Source organism: Tepidiforma sp. (assembly GCF_026419595.1).
Classification (GTDB): Bacteria; Chloroflexota; Dehalococcoidia; order Tepidiformales; family Tepidiformaceae; genus Tepidiforma.
In genome coordinates this window covers 1-12,674 of the sequence record NZ_JANZZD010000043.1, presented here as the reverse complement: position 1 = coordinate 12,674, position 12,674 = coordinate 1, and the positions used below count along the sequence as shown (strand labels likewise).

General features: G+C 73.8%; 20 protein-coding genes and 1 pseudogene. All 21 read right to left on the bottom strand.

What is annotated here, in order from left to right; translation table 11 throughout:
* A partial coding sequence (locus N2041_RS13895; protein ID WP_297679174.1) for a phage tail tape measure protein occupies positions 1–1,326 on the bottom strand: 1,326 nt, incomplete at its 3' end.
* Positions 1,313–1,456, bottom strand: coding sequence for a hypothetical protein (locus tag N2041_RS13890; protein ID WP_297679173.1), 144 nt, complete (start codon positions 1,454–1,456; stop codon positions 1,313–1,315). The genes N2041_RS13895 and N2041_RS13890, both read right to left, overlap by 14 nt.
* Before the next feature lie 65 nt (positions 1,457–1,521).
* Entirely contained in the window at positions 1,522–1,896 is a 375-nt protein-coding gene (locus N2041_RS13885) for a hypothetical protein (RefSeq protein WP_297679172.1), read from the bottom strand.
* Positions 1,893–2,882, bottom strand: a complete 990-nt coding sequence (locus N2041_RS13880) for a phage tail tube protein (RefSeq protein ID WP_297679171.1) — start codon at positions 2,880–2,882, stop codon at positions 1,893–1,895. The genes N2041_RS13885 and N2041_RS13880 overlap by 4 nt, the downstream gene beginning before the upstream one ends.
* Entirely contained in the window at positions 2,857–3,078 is a 222-nt protein-coding gene (locus N2041_RS13875; RefSeq protein WP_297679170.1) for a hypothetical protein, read from the bottom strand. The genes N2041_RS13880 and N2041_RS13875 overlap by 26 nt, the downstream gene beginning before the upstream one ends.
* Before the next feature lie 28 nt (positions 3,079–3,106).
* Complete coding sequence (locus N2041_RS13870; RefSeq protein ID WP_297679169.1) at positions 3,107–3,547, bottom strand: hypothetical protein; 441 nt, start codon at positions 3,545–3,547, stop codon at positions 3,107–3,109.
* Entirely contained in the window at positions 3,547–4,047 is a 501-nt protein-coding gene (locus N2041_RS13865) for a hypothetical protein (RefSeq protein WP_288019049.1), read from the bottom strand. Before N2041_RS13865 ends, N2041_RS13870 begins: the two co-directional genes overlap by 1 nt.
* Positions 4,047–4,841: a hypothetical protein gene (locus N2041_RS13860; protein WP_297679168.1), complete on the bottom strand. Its 795-nt coding sequence runs from the start codon at positions 4,839–4,841 to the stop codon at positions 4,047–4,049. Before N2041_RS13860 ends, N2041_RS13865 begins: the two co-directional genes overlap by 1 nt.
* Positions 4,838–5,107 (bottom strand): hypothetical protein, encoded by a 270-nt coding sequence (locus N2041_RS13855; RefSeq protein ID WP_297679167.1) that lies wholly within the window; start codon positions 5,105–5,107, stop codon positions 4,838–4,840. Before N2041_RS13855 ends, N2041_RS13860 begins: the two co-directional genes overlap by 4 nt.
* An 11-nt stretch (positions 5,108–5,118) precedes the next feature.
* Positions 5,119–6,387 (bottom strand): phage major capsid protein, encoded by a 1,269-nt coding sequence (locus N2041_RS13850; protein WP_297679166.1) that lies wholly within the window; start codon positions 6,385–6,387, stop codon positions 5,119–5,121.
* Complete coding sequence (locus N2041_RS13845; protein WP_297679165.1) at positions 6,371–7,138, bottom strand: HK97 family phage prohead protease; 768 nt, start codon at positions 7,136–7,138, stop codon at positions 6,371–6,373. The genes N2041_RS13850 and N2041_RS13845 overlap by 17 nt, the downstream gene beginning before the upstream one ends.
* Positions 7,139–7,177: 39 nt before the next feature.
* Entirely contained in the window at positions 7,178–8,494 is a 1,317-nt protein-coding gene (locus N2041_RS13840; RefSeq protein ID WP_297679164.1) for a phage portal protein, read from the bottom strand.
* Complete coding sequence (locus N2041_RS13835; protein WP_297679163.1) at positions 8,494–8,643, bottom strand: hypothetical protein; 150 nt, start codon at positions 8,641–8,643, stop codon at positions 8,494–8,496. The genes N2041_RS13840 and N2041_RS13835 overlap by 1 nt, the downstream gene beginning before the upstream one ends.
* Positions 8,640–9,152, bottom strand: a complete 513-nt coding sequence (locus N2041_RS13830) for a hypothetical protein (protein ID WP_297679162.1) — start codon at positions 9,150–9,152, stop codon at positions 8,640–8,642. Before N2041_RS13830 ends, N2041_RS13835 begins: the two co-directional genes overlap by 4 nt.
* Positions 9,149–10,843, bottom strand: a complete 1,695-nt coding sequence (locus N2041_RS13825) for a terminase TerL endonuclease subunit (RefSeq protein WP_297679161.1) — start codon at positions 10,841–10,843, stop codon at positions 9,149–9,151. The genes N2041_RS13830 and N2041_RS13825 overlap by 4 nt, the downstream gene beginning before the upstream one ends.
* Positions 10,821–11,288, bottom strand: a complete 468-nt coding sequence (locus N2041_RS13820; protein WP_288019028.1) for a phage terminase small subunit P27 family — start codon at positions 11,286–11,288, stop codon at positions 10,821–10,823. Before N2041_RS13820 ends, N2041_RS13825 begins: the two co-directional genes overlap by 23 nt.
* Complete coding sequence (locus N2041_RS13815) at positions 11,261–11,647, bottom strand: HNH endonuclease signature motif containing protein (protein ID WP_288019026.1); 387 nt, start codon at positions 11,645–11,647, stop codon at positions 11,261–11,263. Before N2041_RS13815 ends, N2041_RS13820 begins: the two co-directional genes overlap by 28 nt.
* A complete protein-coding gene (locus N2041_RS13810) occupies positions 11,644–11,811 on the bottom strand; it encodes a hypothetical protein (RefSeq protein ID WP_297679160.1) in 168 nt (55 codons plus the stop codon). Before N2041_RS13810 ends, N2041_RS13815 begins: the two co-directional genes overlap by 4 nt.
* Positions 11,808–12,197 carry a hypothetical protein gene (locus N2041_RS13805; RefSeq protein WP_297679159.1) on the bottom strand — a complete coding sequence of 130 codons (390 nt, stop codon included), beginning with the start codon at positions 12,195–12,197 and terminating at the stop codon, positions 11,808–11,810. The genes N2041_RS13810 and N2041_RS13805 overlap by 4 nt, the downstream gene beginning before the upstream one ends.
* On the bottom strand, positions 12,190–12,420 hold the full coding sequence (locus N2041_RS13800; protein WP_297679158.1) for a hypothetical protein: 231 nt from the start codon (positions 12,418–12,420) through the stop codon (positions 12,190–12,192). The genes N2041_RS13805 and N2041_RS13800 overlap by 8 nt, the downstream gene beginning before the upstream one ends.
* Positions 12,417–12,674, bottom strand: a pseudogene (locus N2041_RS13795) (ATP-binding protein); the annotation flags it as partial. The gene N2041_RS13800 and the pseudogene N2041_RS13795, both read right to left, overlap by 4 nt.

Below are 12,674 nucleotides of genomic sequence, written 5' to 3'. Positions count from 1 at the left end.
GCTCTGGAGGAACTGCAGGATCGGCTCCCGGAACCGGTCCCACGCGCTCCGCACCCCGTCCAGCGCCGCCTGCAGCCGCGGCAGGACGTCGGCGGAGAACCGGTCCATCGCGTTCAGGATGCCTTCCTTCAGCGTCGGCACGAACCCGGCGAGCGCCTCGAAGAAGCGGGTGGCGATCGGGTTCAGCCGGTCGCCGATTTCGATGCGCGCCGTCTCCAGGGCCCCCTTGAACTGCTCCATCGCGCCGGCCAGCCCCTGCATCCGCTGCTGGCCGATCTCCGCCGCCGAGGCCTCGCCCATCGCCGTCTGCAGCGCGATGAACTCCTCCTTCGTCATCCGCGAGAGACCGATGGCCGTCCGCATCGCGTCCGTGCCGAACGCGTTCGAGAGCAGCCGCGTCCGGTCCTTCTCGCTCAGCCGGCTGACGGCGCGGTTCAGCTCGTCCACCACCTCGGCCATCGGCCGCATCTTCCCGGTGGCGTCGAAGAACTTGTTCGCGCCGTCAGCGGTGATGAGGCCGAGCTCCATCATCGCCTCGCGCGCCGGCTTCGAATCGGGGACGAGCCGCTGGATGAACGTCTTGAAGCTCGTGCCGGCGTCGCTCCCGCTGGCGAAGAGCGGCGCGATGCCGGCGATGGCGGCGGCGAAATCGGCGAACTCCACGCCGGCCGCGGAGGCCGCACCGCCGCCCTGCGCGATGGCGAGCGACATATCCTCGACGCCGAACCGGGAGACGTTGGCGGCGCCGGCGAGCCGGTTCACCGTGTCCGTCAGGTCGGCCGTGGAGAGGCCCCAGACAGCCATCGCCGTCGAGACGGTGTCGGCGGCCTGCACGAGGGAGGTCGAGCCGGCGGCGGCGAGGTCGAGCGCGGCGCGGGCAGCCCCTTCGACGATGTCCTTCGCGCTGATGCCGTTCGCGGCGAGCACCTCCATCGCCTGCGTCACCTCGCCCGCCGAATACGCCGTCGATTCGCCGAGGTCGAGCGCCGTCTGGCGGAGCGCGGCGAGCTCGCTCCCGGTGGCGCCGGCGACGGAGGCGACGATGTTCAGCTGCCGCTCGAAGTCCGCGCTGGATTTCAGCGCGAGCCCGAGCCCGCCGGCGACGGCGCCGATGCCGGCCGCCATCCCGGCCATGGCGTACTTCCCGACGGTCTGCATCGACGAGCCGAGCCCGGAGAGCGCCGCGCCGACGGCCCCGAACCGGCCGTTCGCCTGGTCGGCGGCGTCTTGCAGCGCCCTGAGGTCAGCCTGCACCTCGCCCAGGGCGGCTTTGGCTTCGTTGACGGCCCGGATGGCGATGCGGAGCTCGGCGTCACGGCCTGGCACGGCGCACCTCCCGGTCGGCGAGCGCCGCCTCGAGCTCGGCCGCCTCGAGCCACGCCTCGATGGCCCACGCCGGCTCGGCGAGGACCTCGGAGACGGTGCAGCCCATTCGGCGCGCTATCCAGGCAGCCATGAGCCGGTCATCCTCCTCGAGCAGGCGGTCGAGCCGCGCCCCGCGGCGGAGTCGCTCCGCGGGGCTCAGGCCCCCGCGCGGCTGCCCTCGCCGTAGAGGCTGTCCACCCGCTCGGCGAGCCAGTCGGCCAGCCGGGCGTCCAGCTTCGTGATGAGATCCCGCGAGACCGGCAGCGGCGCCGGGTCACCCTCGGCGGCGCGGAAGGACCAGCGCACGATGGCCCGCGCCAGCAGCTCCAGCGACCGGGCGCCGACGTCGATCTGGACCTCCATCTCCGGCGTTCCCGGGGCGGCCGTCGCCCGCGGCATCGACGCCTTCCGGACGGCGAGCATGTCGCCCCACGAGAGCGCGGCCCGAACCTCGACCCAGTCGTCGGACCCGTCGAACTCGCGGAGGTCGATGCGGACGGTCTCGTCGGTTCGTGCGAAACGGTTGATCACAGCGACGAACTCCCGTTTTTCACCTGGATGCTGAGCAGCTTCTGGCTCGCCGGGTCGTAGACGCCGGCCAGCTTCAGCGACACGGTGGTCACCTCGCCCTCCTCGCCGAACGACAGCTCGTCGGCAAGGCGGGCCGACAGGTCGAACCGGAACTCGCGGTTCGCGGACGGTGCGGCCGCCAGCCGGACGAAGGCGAGGTCGTTGGCGCGCCAGTTCGCGATGCGGGCCGCCGCCACGGCGTCCAGCTCCATCGTGAGGTCGGCCGAGACGTCGATGAGGCCGGGCTGCGCCTGCGTCCAGTCCAGGTCTGCCCGGCCGTCGAGCGTCCACGCCGGCTCCCAGCCGGTTTTTATCTCGACCTTCGCCTCGCGGACGATGCCGGCGAGCTGGGTCGTGCCCAACCCCGTCCAGCTCGTGTCCCACCACACCTTGAACAGCGGGCCGGGCAGCAGCGTGCGGGCCGAGACAGCGGTCGCGGTGTTGCTCGGGGCCGTCGACTGCCGCGCTCGCGCCTGCCCGCTGGCCTTCACCGATGCGACCTTCTCCGTGCCGACTTCGAAGCTGAGCTGCGTCGTCACGCCGTAGGCAGCGGCCGCCGTGTAGTGGTTGGTCGTCCCGTCCGATTCGACGTACTCGAGGCTGATGGTCTGGACGGAGAGCCCGGCCGAGCCGAGATTCGGCTCCCACGTCCAGGTGTACGGGTCCGACGAGCCGGTCGGCGTGACCTGCCGGACGCCGGACTGGAGCCACCAGCCGATCTCCTCGAGCGCCAGCTCGCTCTCCCACTCCCACTCCGTCCACCGGCGGGTGATGACGCCGGCGCCGCCGGCAGCGGCGCGCACCCCGTGAGGGTATTCGGTGCGGTAGGTCTCCCGCTTCTCCGTCAGCCGGCCGCCGCCGCGGAGAATCCGCGTCGCTGCGACAGGCGTGCCGGGCGATGTCTCGAGCGCGACCTGGAGCTTACGCAGTGGTCGAATCGCCGGCATCGGTCACCTCCTGTTCATGGTCAGGCTCGGCCCGCCGGCGCCCGCCGCGCGCAGCGTGCTCGGCGTACAGGCCGCTGGCCAGCTTCGCGGCGGCTGCCGCCGGGTCAGGCTCGTCGTGGTCTGCGGCCGGCCACCCCTCCGGCAGGGGCAGCGCCGCGTCGATGGCGGGGTCTGGGCCGAGATAGCGGAGCCGCATGGCTACATGGTCCTCCTCTGGTGTCGAGCTACACCCCGGGCGCCGCCGGCGCCCGCTGGCGAACCGCATAGCGGAGCTCATACCCCTGCAGCCGCTGGCCGCCCCAGTCGATGGCCGACAGGCCCGAGCACTCGATGAACCGCACGACGACCACGTCAGGCCGCCCGAGCTGGAGACGGCGCGCGAACAGGTCCATGAGCCGGTCGACGTGCGGCAGCAGGTCGGACTGGCCGGCCTCCCAGGCGCCGCCCTGCGCCAGCACGATGACGACTTCGTACTCGTGGGTCTGGTCCGCGGCGCTCACCTCGAACTCGAGCGTCCGGCCGCGGTAGATGAACACCGCCGGGCTCGCCGCTGCGGCCGGCGGCAGCGGGTGGTCGGGATCGCCGGCGGCGTAGACGGCCATCGGCGCGAGCTCGCCGGCGACCAGCTCCCGGACACGGGCGAGGACGGCCGCAGTGTCGAGCATCACGCTCCTCCCGCCAGCCGGTCGAACTCCGCGTCGATGGCGGCGGCGAGCACGTCGCGGATGCGCGGCTCGGCCGCCCCGATCGCATGGCCGCGGTCCATCACGCCGATGAACGGCCTCGCAGCGAACGGCCCATGCCGGGCCTTCCGCACCGGGTGTTCGGCTCCTGGCCACCAGAGCACCCGCTTGAGGCGCGGCCGAATCCAGCGCGGCTTCTTCCGGCCGAACTCCATCTCTTTCGCCGCGCCGTGGCTGATGGTGATGGTGGCGTTCCGGGAGCGCGGCCCGACCGGGTGAGCACGGATGGTCGGGACGACCACCCGCGGAGCGCGCGAGCTGATCTCGTCGACCAAGATGCGCTGCGCTTCCTGCAGCCCGGCCGCGAGGAACGGAGCCTCACGGTCGGAGAGCAGGTTGATGAGACGCGTGAGGCGGCGGACGTCGGCATCGGGAATGCCGATCGAAACGTAGATGTTCCCGGACTTCTTCTCCTTCGCCATCAGGCCACCGCCGCGAACGTCCTCCGGTACGGCGCGAGGAGGTCGCGCACCACCGGGTAGGTCGTCGACATGACCGGCCCGACGAACTCGCCGCCGCCGGCGGCGGCGTACGCCTCGAGCCCTTCACGGTGCAGGCGGGCGGCCTGCAGGAGCGCCGCCCGCACGAGCGCTCTCGGGTAGACCTCGCGCTCGATTGCTGCCCCGGCGGGGTGGGCCGCAGCTGCCGTCCCCCGCACGCCGCGGGCGACGGCGCCGGCTGACGTCCGGACGTAGATCCGTTCGCCGTCGATGACGAGCGTGTCGCCAGGGCCTGCCCCGGCGGGCAGCGTCATCGTCGAGGCCGATGCCGAGAGCGGCGCCGTCAGCGTGCCGAGCGGCTCACTCTCGTCGCCGAAGCCGCGCGTGCCGGTCAGCTGGACAGCCCCTTCGCCTGTCGGCCAGGCCGCAATGGGCGCGCCCGTCAGCAGGACGAGCCCGGTGACCGCCGTGTGGAACCGGACGGCGCGGAGGTCTGCAGCCGGGACGGACGTCTCGTAGATGCCATCCCGATCGAGGTCGCAGGCGACCGCCGGGACGGCCGCATGGTCCGGGATGGGGAGAACCCTGCCTCCGAAGCCGTCGACGACCGTCACGGCGTTTTCGACGACGCGGAGGCTGCGGCCGAGCCAGTTCTCGATGCCGGCCGAGACGTCCTCGAGCAGGCGGAGGAGCCGCGCCTCATCCGCGGCAGCCGATGCCGCCGGGAGACGCAGCTCCTCACGCAGGTCGCCGGCCCGCGCCAGCGACCAGGTCATGCGCCCTTGTCCTCCACCTGCGCGTCAGGGACCCGTTTGCCGCGGGCTGCGCGCTTCCCGCCGGGGGGCTCCTCGCCGCCGCTGGCGACGAGGCCGTACCGCTCGGCCACCTCCCACGGAATCTCGCCGCCCTCGCCGACGAGGAGGGTGGCCGCCGCCGGGTCGCTGCAGTCGACCAGCTCGCCGTCCGCCGTGAGGCAGATGCGGGCGGGCGACTGGTAAGCGGCGCCGGCGCGCTGCTGGCGGAGCGCCTCGATCTCGAGCATCGAACCGCCTCCTACAGCCCGGTGACGGTGCAGAACGCGGCCGGCCGGAAATGGACGACCGCGGCGCGCATCCCGGCGCGGAACGTCACCTTCCCCTTCACGAAGTCGTCGTTCGAGAGGGCGACCTGGACCTCGATGCCGGCGCGGAGGAACAGCCCGGCGTGGGCGGCGTAGTCGCCGACGATGCCGGTCCCCTGTGCCAGCGCCGAGCTCGCCACGACCGGCACGCCCCAGATGCGCGGGATGCCGGCATCGTAGGGCGGGCCGAAGAGGTAGGCCCCGTCGGTCGTCTTCGCCAGCCGAACGGTCTGCCAGTCGGAGGGGTTGAGGATGACGGCGGACGGCTCGGCTGCGCCGGTCGTCCGAACCTTCGTCATCGCCTTCAGGATGGCGTCCGGGTGCGGGTCAGTCGCGCGCGCCTGCGTCTGGATGCCGCTGACGTTCAGCGTCCCGAGCAGGTTCGGCGCCGTCCCGTTGCCGTTGAGGATCTGCGAATCCAGCCGCAGCTGGAGCATCGTCCGCAAGCGGCCGTCGATGAGCGCTTCGACGCCGGCGACGTCCTCCCGCTGCTCATCGGTGACGGGCAGAGAGACGCCGATGGACCGCACCGGCACGTTCCGCTCCGTGTAGGCGAGGGCGGCCTCGGCGTAGACGGCGGCCTCGGCGCGCTCAGCAGCGGCGTTGGTGAACGTCGTCTCCTCGAGATACACGACCGCCGCCTGGCCGGTCGGGTAGGCGGGGATGATGTCGATGATGCGCGGCGGCTGCACGGCGGCGAATGCGACCTGCCCGGTCCGCGCCGTCTCGGGAGCGATGCCGGCGGACGTTGTCATCGTCGCCTTGCCGAGGATGAGCGCGGCCGGGTCGGCGTCCTCGACGACGGCCGAGGCGGCGCGCAGCTCCTTCATCGCAGCGAGCGCGCCGGTCTTCCGCGCCACATCGGCGAGCGACCGGTAGGCCGGGGCATCGCCGGCCGCCGGCGCCGGCAGCACGCGCGCCGCCTCGGCGCGCGCCTTCTCCAGCACCGCCTCCTGCTTCCGCAGCTCCTGCACCCGGTCGGTCAGCGCCTCGAGCTCGTCGCTCACGCGCCGGACGAGCCCGGACAGCTCCGCACCGTCCTCGAGCTGGACGGTCCGCACGGCCTTCGCATCCAGCTCCGGCCCGGCCTCCCGCAGGACCGCCTCGAGCCACTCGGTCCGCTCGGCGAGCGCCTTTTGGGCCCGGTCGAGCGGCAGGCGCTGGATGTGCTCCTTCCCGTGGATGTCAATGGCGAACGGCATGTTCGAACTCCTTCGAAGCGAGAATGGCCCGGGCGATGGCGGCCCGGGCGGCGGCGCCGGCAGCGATAGCCGCGAACTTTGCCCCGACTTGCCCCGATGCGCGCAGCGCCCGCTCGATTTCGTCCGCCGCGGCGCGGAGGTCCGCGGCGGCCTTGGCGGCGGCCTCCGCGGCTGCGCCGAGACCGCGGCCGTCCGCTCCCCGGACTGCCGCCCGCTCGGCCAGCCGCCGGGCGACGCGGAGGGCTTCGTCCGCGGCCCCGCAGACGTCCTCTGCCAGCGTCCGCCCCTTGATGGCGACCGTCGCCGTCCCTACCCCGGCGCCGATATCGACGGGGTCGACGGAGATCAGCTGAACCTTCCGGAGGATGCGCACCTCGCGCCCGTCGCGCATCTCATAGGAGACCTCAGTCGGGATGTAGAGGTAGCTCCACTCCTGCAGGTCGCCGAGGCCCTTCACCGTGGCGTAGGTCTCACGGCCGGCCTCCGTCTCGAGGAAGAACGCGCCCTCGACGTAGGCGCCGTCATTGCGGACGCGAACGGTGCCGCGCCCGGCAGGCAGACGCTTCCGGTCGTGCCCCCAGGCGCCGATGATGACCGGCTGGCCGTCGGTGAACGCGTCCGGCAGGGTGACGTCGCCGTCGGCGTCGACGACGCCGAACGTGCTGAAGCGCGCGGCGAACTCGCCCTCCCGTTGAGGGGCCCAGTCGACCGGCGCCCGGACGCTCTTCGATTCGATGGGCCGGTGCTCCATCCCGTCCTCCTGCCGCCACGGTAGGGCGGCGGACGCGGGCTACCTGCCGTCCTCGATGCCGGCGAGCTGCGCCGCGCGCGCCTCGCCGATGCCGGCCGCCAGCAGCCGGGCGTACACCTCCGCCTGGCGCAGACGCGCTGCCCGCTCACGCTCCCGGCGGGTCTGGACGTTCAGCGGGAGCAGCACGTCCTCGTCCTCGCTCAGCGGCGGCTCATCCTCGAGGGCGAGCACCCGGTCGACGCTCGTCATCCCGCTCAGCAGCCGGATCTGCTCCACCTCCGCCCGCTCCTTCGGCGACGCAGACAGCAGCGCGTCGAACCGCAGCCGGTACTGCAGCCCCTCGTCGACCCAGCGGAGGATGCCATCCTCGATGGCGGCCTCGAGACGCCGCGCGATAGGCCGGAGGGTGAACCGCTCGAGGCCCCGCGCCAGCTCAGCCATGCCGGTGCCCCAGGTGCTCGGGCGGTCCACGATGCCGGCGACGGTCGGCGGCACCCGCCAGAGCGCCAGGAGCACGTCGAACACCCGCCGGCTCTGGGCGACGAGCTCGGCATCGGCGGGCGACATCGTGAGCCGCTCGAGCCGCGCCCCCTTCCCGCCGAGGACGGCCACCCGGCCGGCATTCTCCGGGCCGCCGTGCAGCGCCGTCAGCCGCTGGCCGTACTCCCGCGCCACCTCCGGGGGAATTGGGTCGTCGAACGTCAGCACGGCGGCCGGTGCGAGGCCGCGGCCGGCCAGCCGCGCGGCGATGCGCTCGTACGCCTGCGAGAGGCCGAGCAGCTCGGCCGCCTGCTGCACCGGCGAGACCGGCTCGAGGACGCCGGGCAGGTCGAACAGCCGGACCATCACCACCTCCGGCCGGCGGCCGCGCTGGGCGCGGAGGGCGAGCTCGCCGGCGCCGGCCGGACGGTAGCGCACCTCGAAGCCGCCGTCGTCCAGGCGGCGGAGGCTGCAGCGCCCAGGGTGCAGCGTCGCGAGCTGGACGAGGGCGCCGGTGGCGCGGTCCCACGTCGGCACGATGTACGCCGCGCCCCAGAGGAGCAGCGAGAGCACCGTGGAGGCGCGCCACTCCACCAGCGTCTGGTCCGGGTTCGGGCGGTCCCACAGCGGCCGCAGCTCCGGCGGCCTGCGCGGTTCGCGGCGGACGTCGTCCCGGAGGACGATGCGGGCCGAGAGCGTCGCCACTTCATCCGCGATGAGCGTCGTGGCGATCCAGCAGGCCGCGACGCGAAGGGCACCCTCCTCGGAAACCGTTACGCCGGCGCGCGTCGGGTAGCTGCCGAGCAGAGCCAGCTCGGCCCCGGGCGGCGTCAGCTGGACGCGGAGCGCCTTCGACAGCGCACCGAGCAGCGGCATCAGCGCTCCCTCCCGACGAACTGGGCGATGGTGACCAGGTAGGCGCCGGCGATGACGCCGCCTACCGCCGGGTGGAGCGCCCATCCGAGCGACCCGGCCACGAGCACGACGCCGGCGACCTCCATGGCGAACGAGAGCGCGGTCTTCATGCGTCCTCCCCTTTCCGCCGCCGGCGCCCGCCGGCGGCAACAGCGCAGGCCAGGCTGCAGTAGGCGAGCCCGTGGCGCGCGTCGCGGGCGGCGCGCTCGGCGCTGGTTCGGCCGATCTCTCCCCCACAGTACCCGCAGGTGCGCGGAGCGAGCCGCACCACGAGCGGCGCCCACGCCCTCGGCTCCGGCTCGTCCGCCCAGCCGCAGGCGCGGCAGACCCACCGGCCCAGGACGCCGGCGTGCGGACGGCAGAGGGCGCGGCCGCATCGGGGGCACGCCACCATCGCGCCCCGCGGCAGGTCAGCGAGCTGGTAGCCGTCACGGCTGGAGCGGATGCCGACACCCGCGTCGCGAAGCCGCGCGACCGCCCACTTCACCGCCCGCGGCGACGCTGCGCACGCCTCCGCCAGCTCGGCCACGCCGACCGGCGCCCACCGGTGGCTCCAGAGATACGCCAGAACCGCTTCAGCGACCGGGCTCCGCCGCCATGGCGCCGCCACCGCGCTCATCCCCCGTCCTCGCCGTCGACCCAGAGCGTCGGGCCGGCGCTCTCAGGCTGGCTCGAGCCGGCGGCGCGGCCGAGCGCCATCAGCAGCGCCACGATGCCGTCGATCCGGTCAGTGGAGTTCCGCCGCGACGGCTTCTGATTGCCGGCGGCGTCCATCTCCGTCACCACGTTCCCGGCCATCCAGCGCGTCACCGGGTTCGGCGCATGCACCAGCCTGCCGGCGCCGAGGAGCGTCTCGAGGTCGCGGCACGGTCCCGCCATCGACGCGTGTCCCTGGCCGTGCGGCGTGCATACGAGCCCGTCGGCGCGGAGCTCGACGATGAGCTGGGAGGCGTTCCAGCGGTCGTACGCCAGCTCCCGGATGTCGATGCCCCAGTCGTCGACGAGCTCGCGCAGCCGGGCGCGCACGGCGCCGTAGTCGGTGACAGCACCCGGCGTCGCATGCAGCCACCCGGCCTCTGCCCACGCGACGTAGGGCACCTGGTCCTCCCGTGAGCGGGCCGCGATGGTCTCGGCCGGCACCCAGTACTCCTCCCACGCTGCGAAGCGGCCGTCGTTCAGGCGCGTCACCAGTGCGAGCGCGGTGGTGTCGCGGGTCGTGGCGAGGTCCAACCCGGCCCAGCACGGGCGCCCCCGGAACGCCTCCAGCGTCAGACCAGGGTCGCAGCACGCGTCCCACTCCCGCAGGTCGAGCCAGCCGCCGGCGATGGCGGCCGGCGTGTTCAGGCGCAGCGCCCGGAACGCCGCCTGCCGGGCCGGCGAGCCCAGCGCCTCGCGCGCCTCCTGCTCGAGGTCCTCCAGCCGGAGCGTCTGGCCGAGCGACGGGTTCGCCTTCGGCCAGTTCGCCGGGTCGGTCCAGTCGTCCGCGGGGTCCATGCAGGCGATGTAGACGAACCAGCGGTCGTCCTCGAATCCCCGGACCACCCGCTCCGCGTATCCCCGCGTCGCCACCCAGGCCGGACGGTCCTCGAGCCCGGCCGTCGTCGTGAACAGCAGCAGCGGCTGGCGGCGCGCGCCGAGCGCCGTCTCCAGCCGGTCGATGGTGTCCCGGTCCTCGTGCGCATGCAGCTCGTCGATGATGACGCCGTGCGGGTTCAGGCCGTCCAGGGTGTCGGCGTCGCGGCCCAGCGCCTCCAATTTCGACCAGGTGGACGGCACGGTCAGGTTCGCCCGGCTCGGCACGCCGGCCGTCATCGCCCGGAGGGCCGGCGTCTGCTGGACCATCCGCCACGCCTCCTCCCAGGTGACCTTCGCCTGGTCCCGCTTCGTCGCGGCGCAGTACACCTCTGCGCCGGGCTCGCCATCGGCCAGCAGGAGGTAGAGCGCAATGGCCGCAGCCATCGTGGACTTGCCATTTTTCCGGGCGACCTCGATGTAGCCGCGGCGGAACCGGCGGAGGCCGTCGGCGCGCCGCCAGCCGAACAGCGAACCGACGACGAACTGCTGCCACGGCAGCAGTTCGAGCGGCCGGCCGGCCCACTGGCCGCGCGACTGCCGGAGATGCTGAACGAACTGGATGGCGCGCTCCGCCTCAGCGTTGTCCCAACGGAGGCCTCGGCGGCGCCCCTCCTCGAGGTCGCGCAGGTGGCGCTCGCAGGCCAGCCGAACCAGCTCGCCGGCCGGCTGTTCACCGCGTACGACAGCCTCGGCGTAGGCCCTGACGGGGGAGTCAGCCGGCGCTGCGGTCGGCACGGCGGATCAGCTCCACGATGGGGTCGGCCTGCTGCTCCTGGGACGGAGCAGGCAGGCGAAGGCGGGACGCCGGCGTCATGCCGAGCTGGGCGGCCAGGTTCAGCAGCTGCTGCGTGCACTCCCGAAGCGCTCGCCACTCAGGGCTGAGGGCGCGGCCGGCTGGCGTCGGCTCAGCGTACTCGCGGGCGAGGCCATCGAGCTCCAGCCAGCGCTCCCACGTCCGGCAGTAGGCGGTGATGACGGCGCGGTCGGCCTGGTCGAGCAGTCCGCGGTCGGCGAGCATGCGCGTCACCCGGCGCCACTCGGCGCGCCCGTCAGGGCCGAGGTTCCGCGGCATCGTCGGGCGGCCCGGACGGCCGACGTCGGCCATCGTCCGGGCAGGCGCCGCTTCGCCGCGGAGCCGGCGCTCATGAGCAGTCAGCGGCAGCGGTCCGCGTGCTCCCATCGGTCACCTCCGGTGAAGGCCGGAAACCCGGCCGTGTGCGAAGAAGCCTGGGGGGCGCGCTCCCGGGGGTCCGGCGGCGAAGTTTTCGACCCCCCTCCCCCTCCGCGGCGGATGGACGCCGTCAGCCGGCGGTGGCACGCCCGGCAGACCGCGCGGAGGTTCCACCGGTCGTCCGTCCCGCCGAGCGCGAGCGGGATGCGGTGGTCCACCTCTGCGGCCGGGTTGCCGCACAGCTCGCAGGCCCAGCCGGCCTCATCGAGCACGCGCCGCCGCAGCGCGTCCCACGCGCCGCGGCTTCGCGCGATCAGGCCGGACCGGGGCGTCCGGCGGACGTGCCAGCGGCTCACCATCGCCCTCATCGTCCCACCTCCGCACCGGGCGACTCGCCCCGTCCCCCTCCCCGGCGGACGAGCGTCACGACGACTTCCTGGCGGGCGGCGTCGCCGGAGGCGCGGACGCCGACGATGCGCCAGCTGCGGAACGTCTGCGCGAGCCAGGCCCACGTCATCGCAGCGCGGCTCACTCCAGCACCTCCGCGCGGATGAGGACGCCGGGCCCGCCGTCCGGGTCGGCGGCGATGCGGCCGATTTCGAGCCAGCGCCAGCTGTCGTCCTCGATGAGGCCGGCGTCGCTCAGCCCGTCGATGAGCGGCTTCGCCGCCGCCAGCGCGTTGTCCGGGTCGTTCGGCCGGTAGAAGCCGTCGCGGCCGCCGGCGAGCCGGTAGGTGAGCGAGAGGCGGACGCGGGGGGCTATCGGCCAGCTGGAGCGCTCCAGCGCCTGCCGGGCGAGCGCGCCGACGAGCCAGCGGTAGCCGGCGAGCGCGCGCATCCGCGCCAGCCGGGAGGCGCGGAGGTTCGGCGAGGCCTCGGCCGGCGGCAGCGGCACTTCGAACTCGAGCACGTCACGCATCGGACAGTCCCTCCTCGAGGAGCAGGTTCTCGATGGCGTCGATGAGCTGGCGCGCCTGCCGCGGCGTCAGCTCGGCGGCGGTGACGCGGAGGTAGCCGCCGGCGTACGGGTTGAGCACGGCCGAGAGCCGGAGGCGCGGCCGGCCGGCGGCGTCGCGGGCCGGCTCGAGGACGAGCGCGCGGCCTTCGCAGGCGACGGACTGGCGGCTGGCCGGCGCGGTCATGCGGCGTCCCTCGGCGCGCCCATCCGCCGGTCCGGGCCGGCGAACGGGACGACGGTGCTGACCTGCGCATCGGCGAGCCGCGACCGGACGCGCGGCGCGACATCGAGCAGGCCGACGTTCGAGGTGACGACGAGCGGCAGGCCGTCGCGGTAGCGGGCATCGATGAGCGCGAAGAGCCGCTCCTCCGCCCATTCGGTGCCGCGGTGCGCGCCGAGGTCGTCCAGGACGAGGAGCGGGACGCGGAGGAGCTGCTC

Bases quoted from the DNA above. Each gene is read 5' to 3' on its own strand.
- N2041_RS13815 (WP_288019026.1), bottom strand. From the start codon at position 11,647: ATGAGGGCGATGGTGAGCCGCTGGCACGTCCGCCGGACGCCCCGGTCC.
- N2041_RS13840 (WP_297679164.1), bottom strand. From the start codon at position 8,494: ATGCCGCTGCTCGGTGCGCTGTCGAAGGCGCTCCGCGTCCAGCTGACG.
- N2041_RS13890 (WP_297679173.1), bottom strand. From the start codon at position 1,456: ATGGCTGCCTGGATAGCGCGCCGAATGGGCTGCACCGTCTCCGAGGTC.
- N2041_RS13830 (WP_297679162.1), bottom strand. From the start codon at position 9,152: ATGAGCGCGGTGGCGGCGCCATGGCGGCGGAGCCCGGTCGCTGAAGCG.
- N2041_RS13855 (WP_297679167.1), bottom strand. From the start codon at position 5,107: ATGCTCGAGATCGAGGCGCTCCGCCAGCAGCGCGCCGGCGCCGCTTAC.
- N2041_RS13820 (WP_288019028.1), bottom strand. From the start codon at position 11,288: ATGGGAGCACGCGGACCGCTGCCGCTGACTGCTCATGAGCGCCGGCTC.
- N2041_RS13805 (WP_297679159.1), bottom strand. From the start codon at position 12,197: ATGCGTGACGTGCTCGAGTTCGAAGTGCCGCTGCCGCCGGCCGAGGCC.
- N2041_RS13835 (WP_297679163.1), bottom strand. From the start codon at position 8,643: ATGAAGACCGCGCTCTCGTTCGCCATGGAGGTCGCCGGCGTCGTGCTC.
- N2041_RS13880 (WP_297679171.1), bottom strand. From the start codon at position 2,882: ATGCCGGCGATTCGACCACTGCGTAAGCTCCAGGTCGCGCTCGAGACA.
- N2041_RS13800 (WP_297679158.1), bottom strand. From the start codon at position 12,420: ATGACCGCGCCGGCCAGCCGCCAGTCCGTCGCCTGCGAAGGCCGCGCG.
- N2041_RS13850 (WP_297679166.1), bottom strand. From the start codon at position 6,387: ATGCCGTTCGCCATTGACATCCACGGGAAGGAGCACATCCAGCGCCTG.
- N2041_RS13845 (WP_297679165.1), bottom strand. From the start codon at position 7,138: ATGGAGCACCGGCCCATCGAATCGAAGAGCGTCCGGGCGCCGGTCGAC.
- N2041_RS13870 (WP_297679169.1), bottom strand. From the start codon at position 3,547: ATGCTCGACACTGCGGCCGTCCTCGCCCGTGTCCGGGAGCTGGTCGCC.
- N2041_RS13865 (WP_288019049.1), bottom strand. From the start codon at position 4,047: ATGGCGAAGGAGAAGAAGTCCGGGAACATCTACGTTTCGATCGGCATT.
- N2041_RS13860 (WP_297679168.1), bottom strand. From the start codon at position 4,841: ATGACCTGGTCGCTGGCGCGGGCCGGCGACCTGCGTGAGGAGCTGCGT.
- N2041_RS13875 (WP_297679170.1), bottom strand. From the start codon at position 3,078: ATGCGGCTCCGCTATCTCGGCCCAGACCCCGCCATCGACGCGGCGCTG.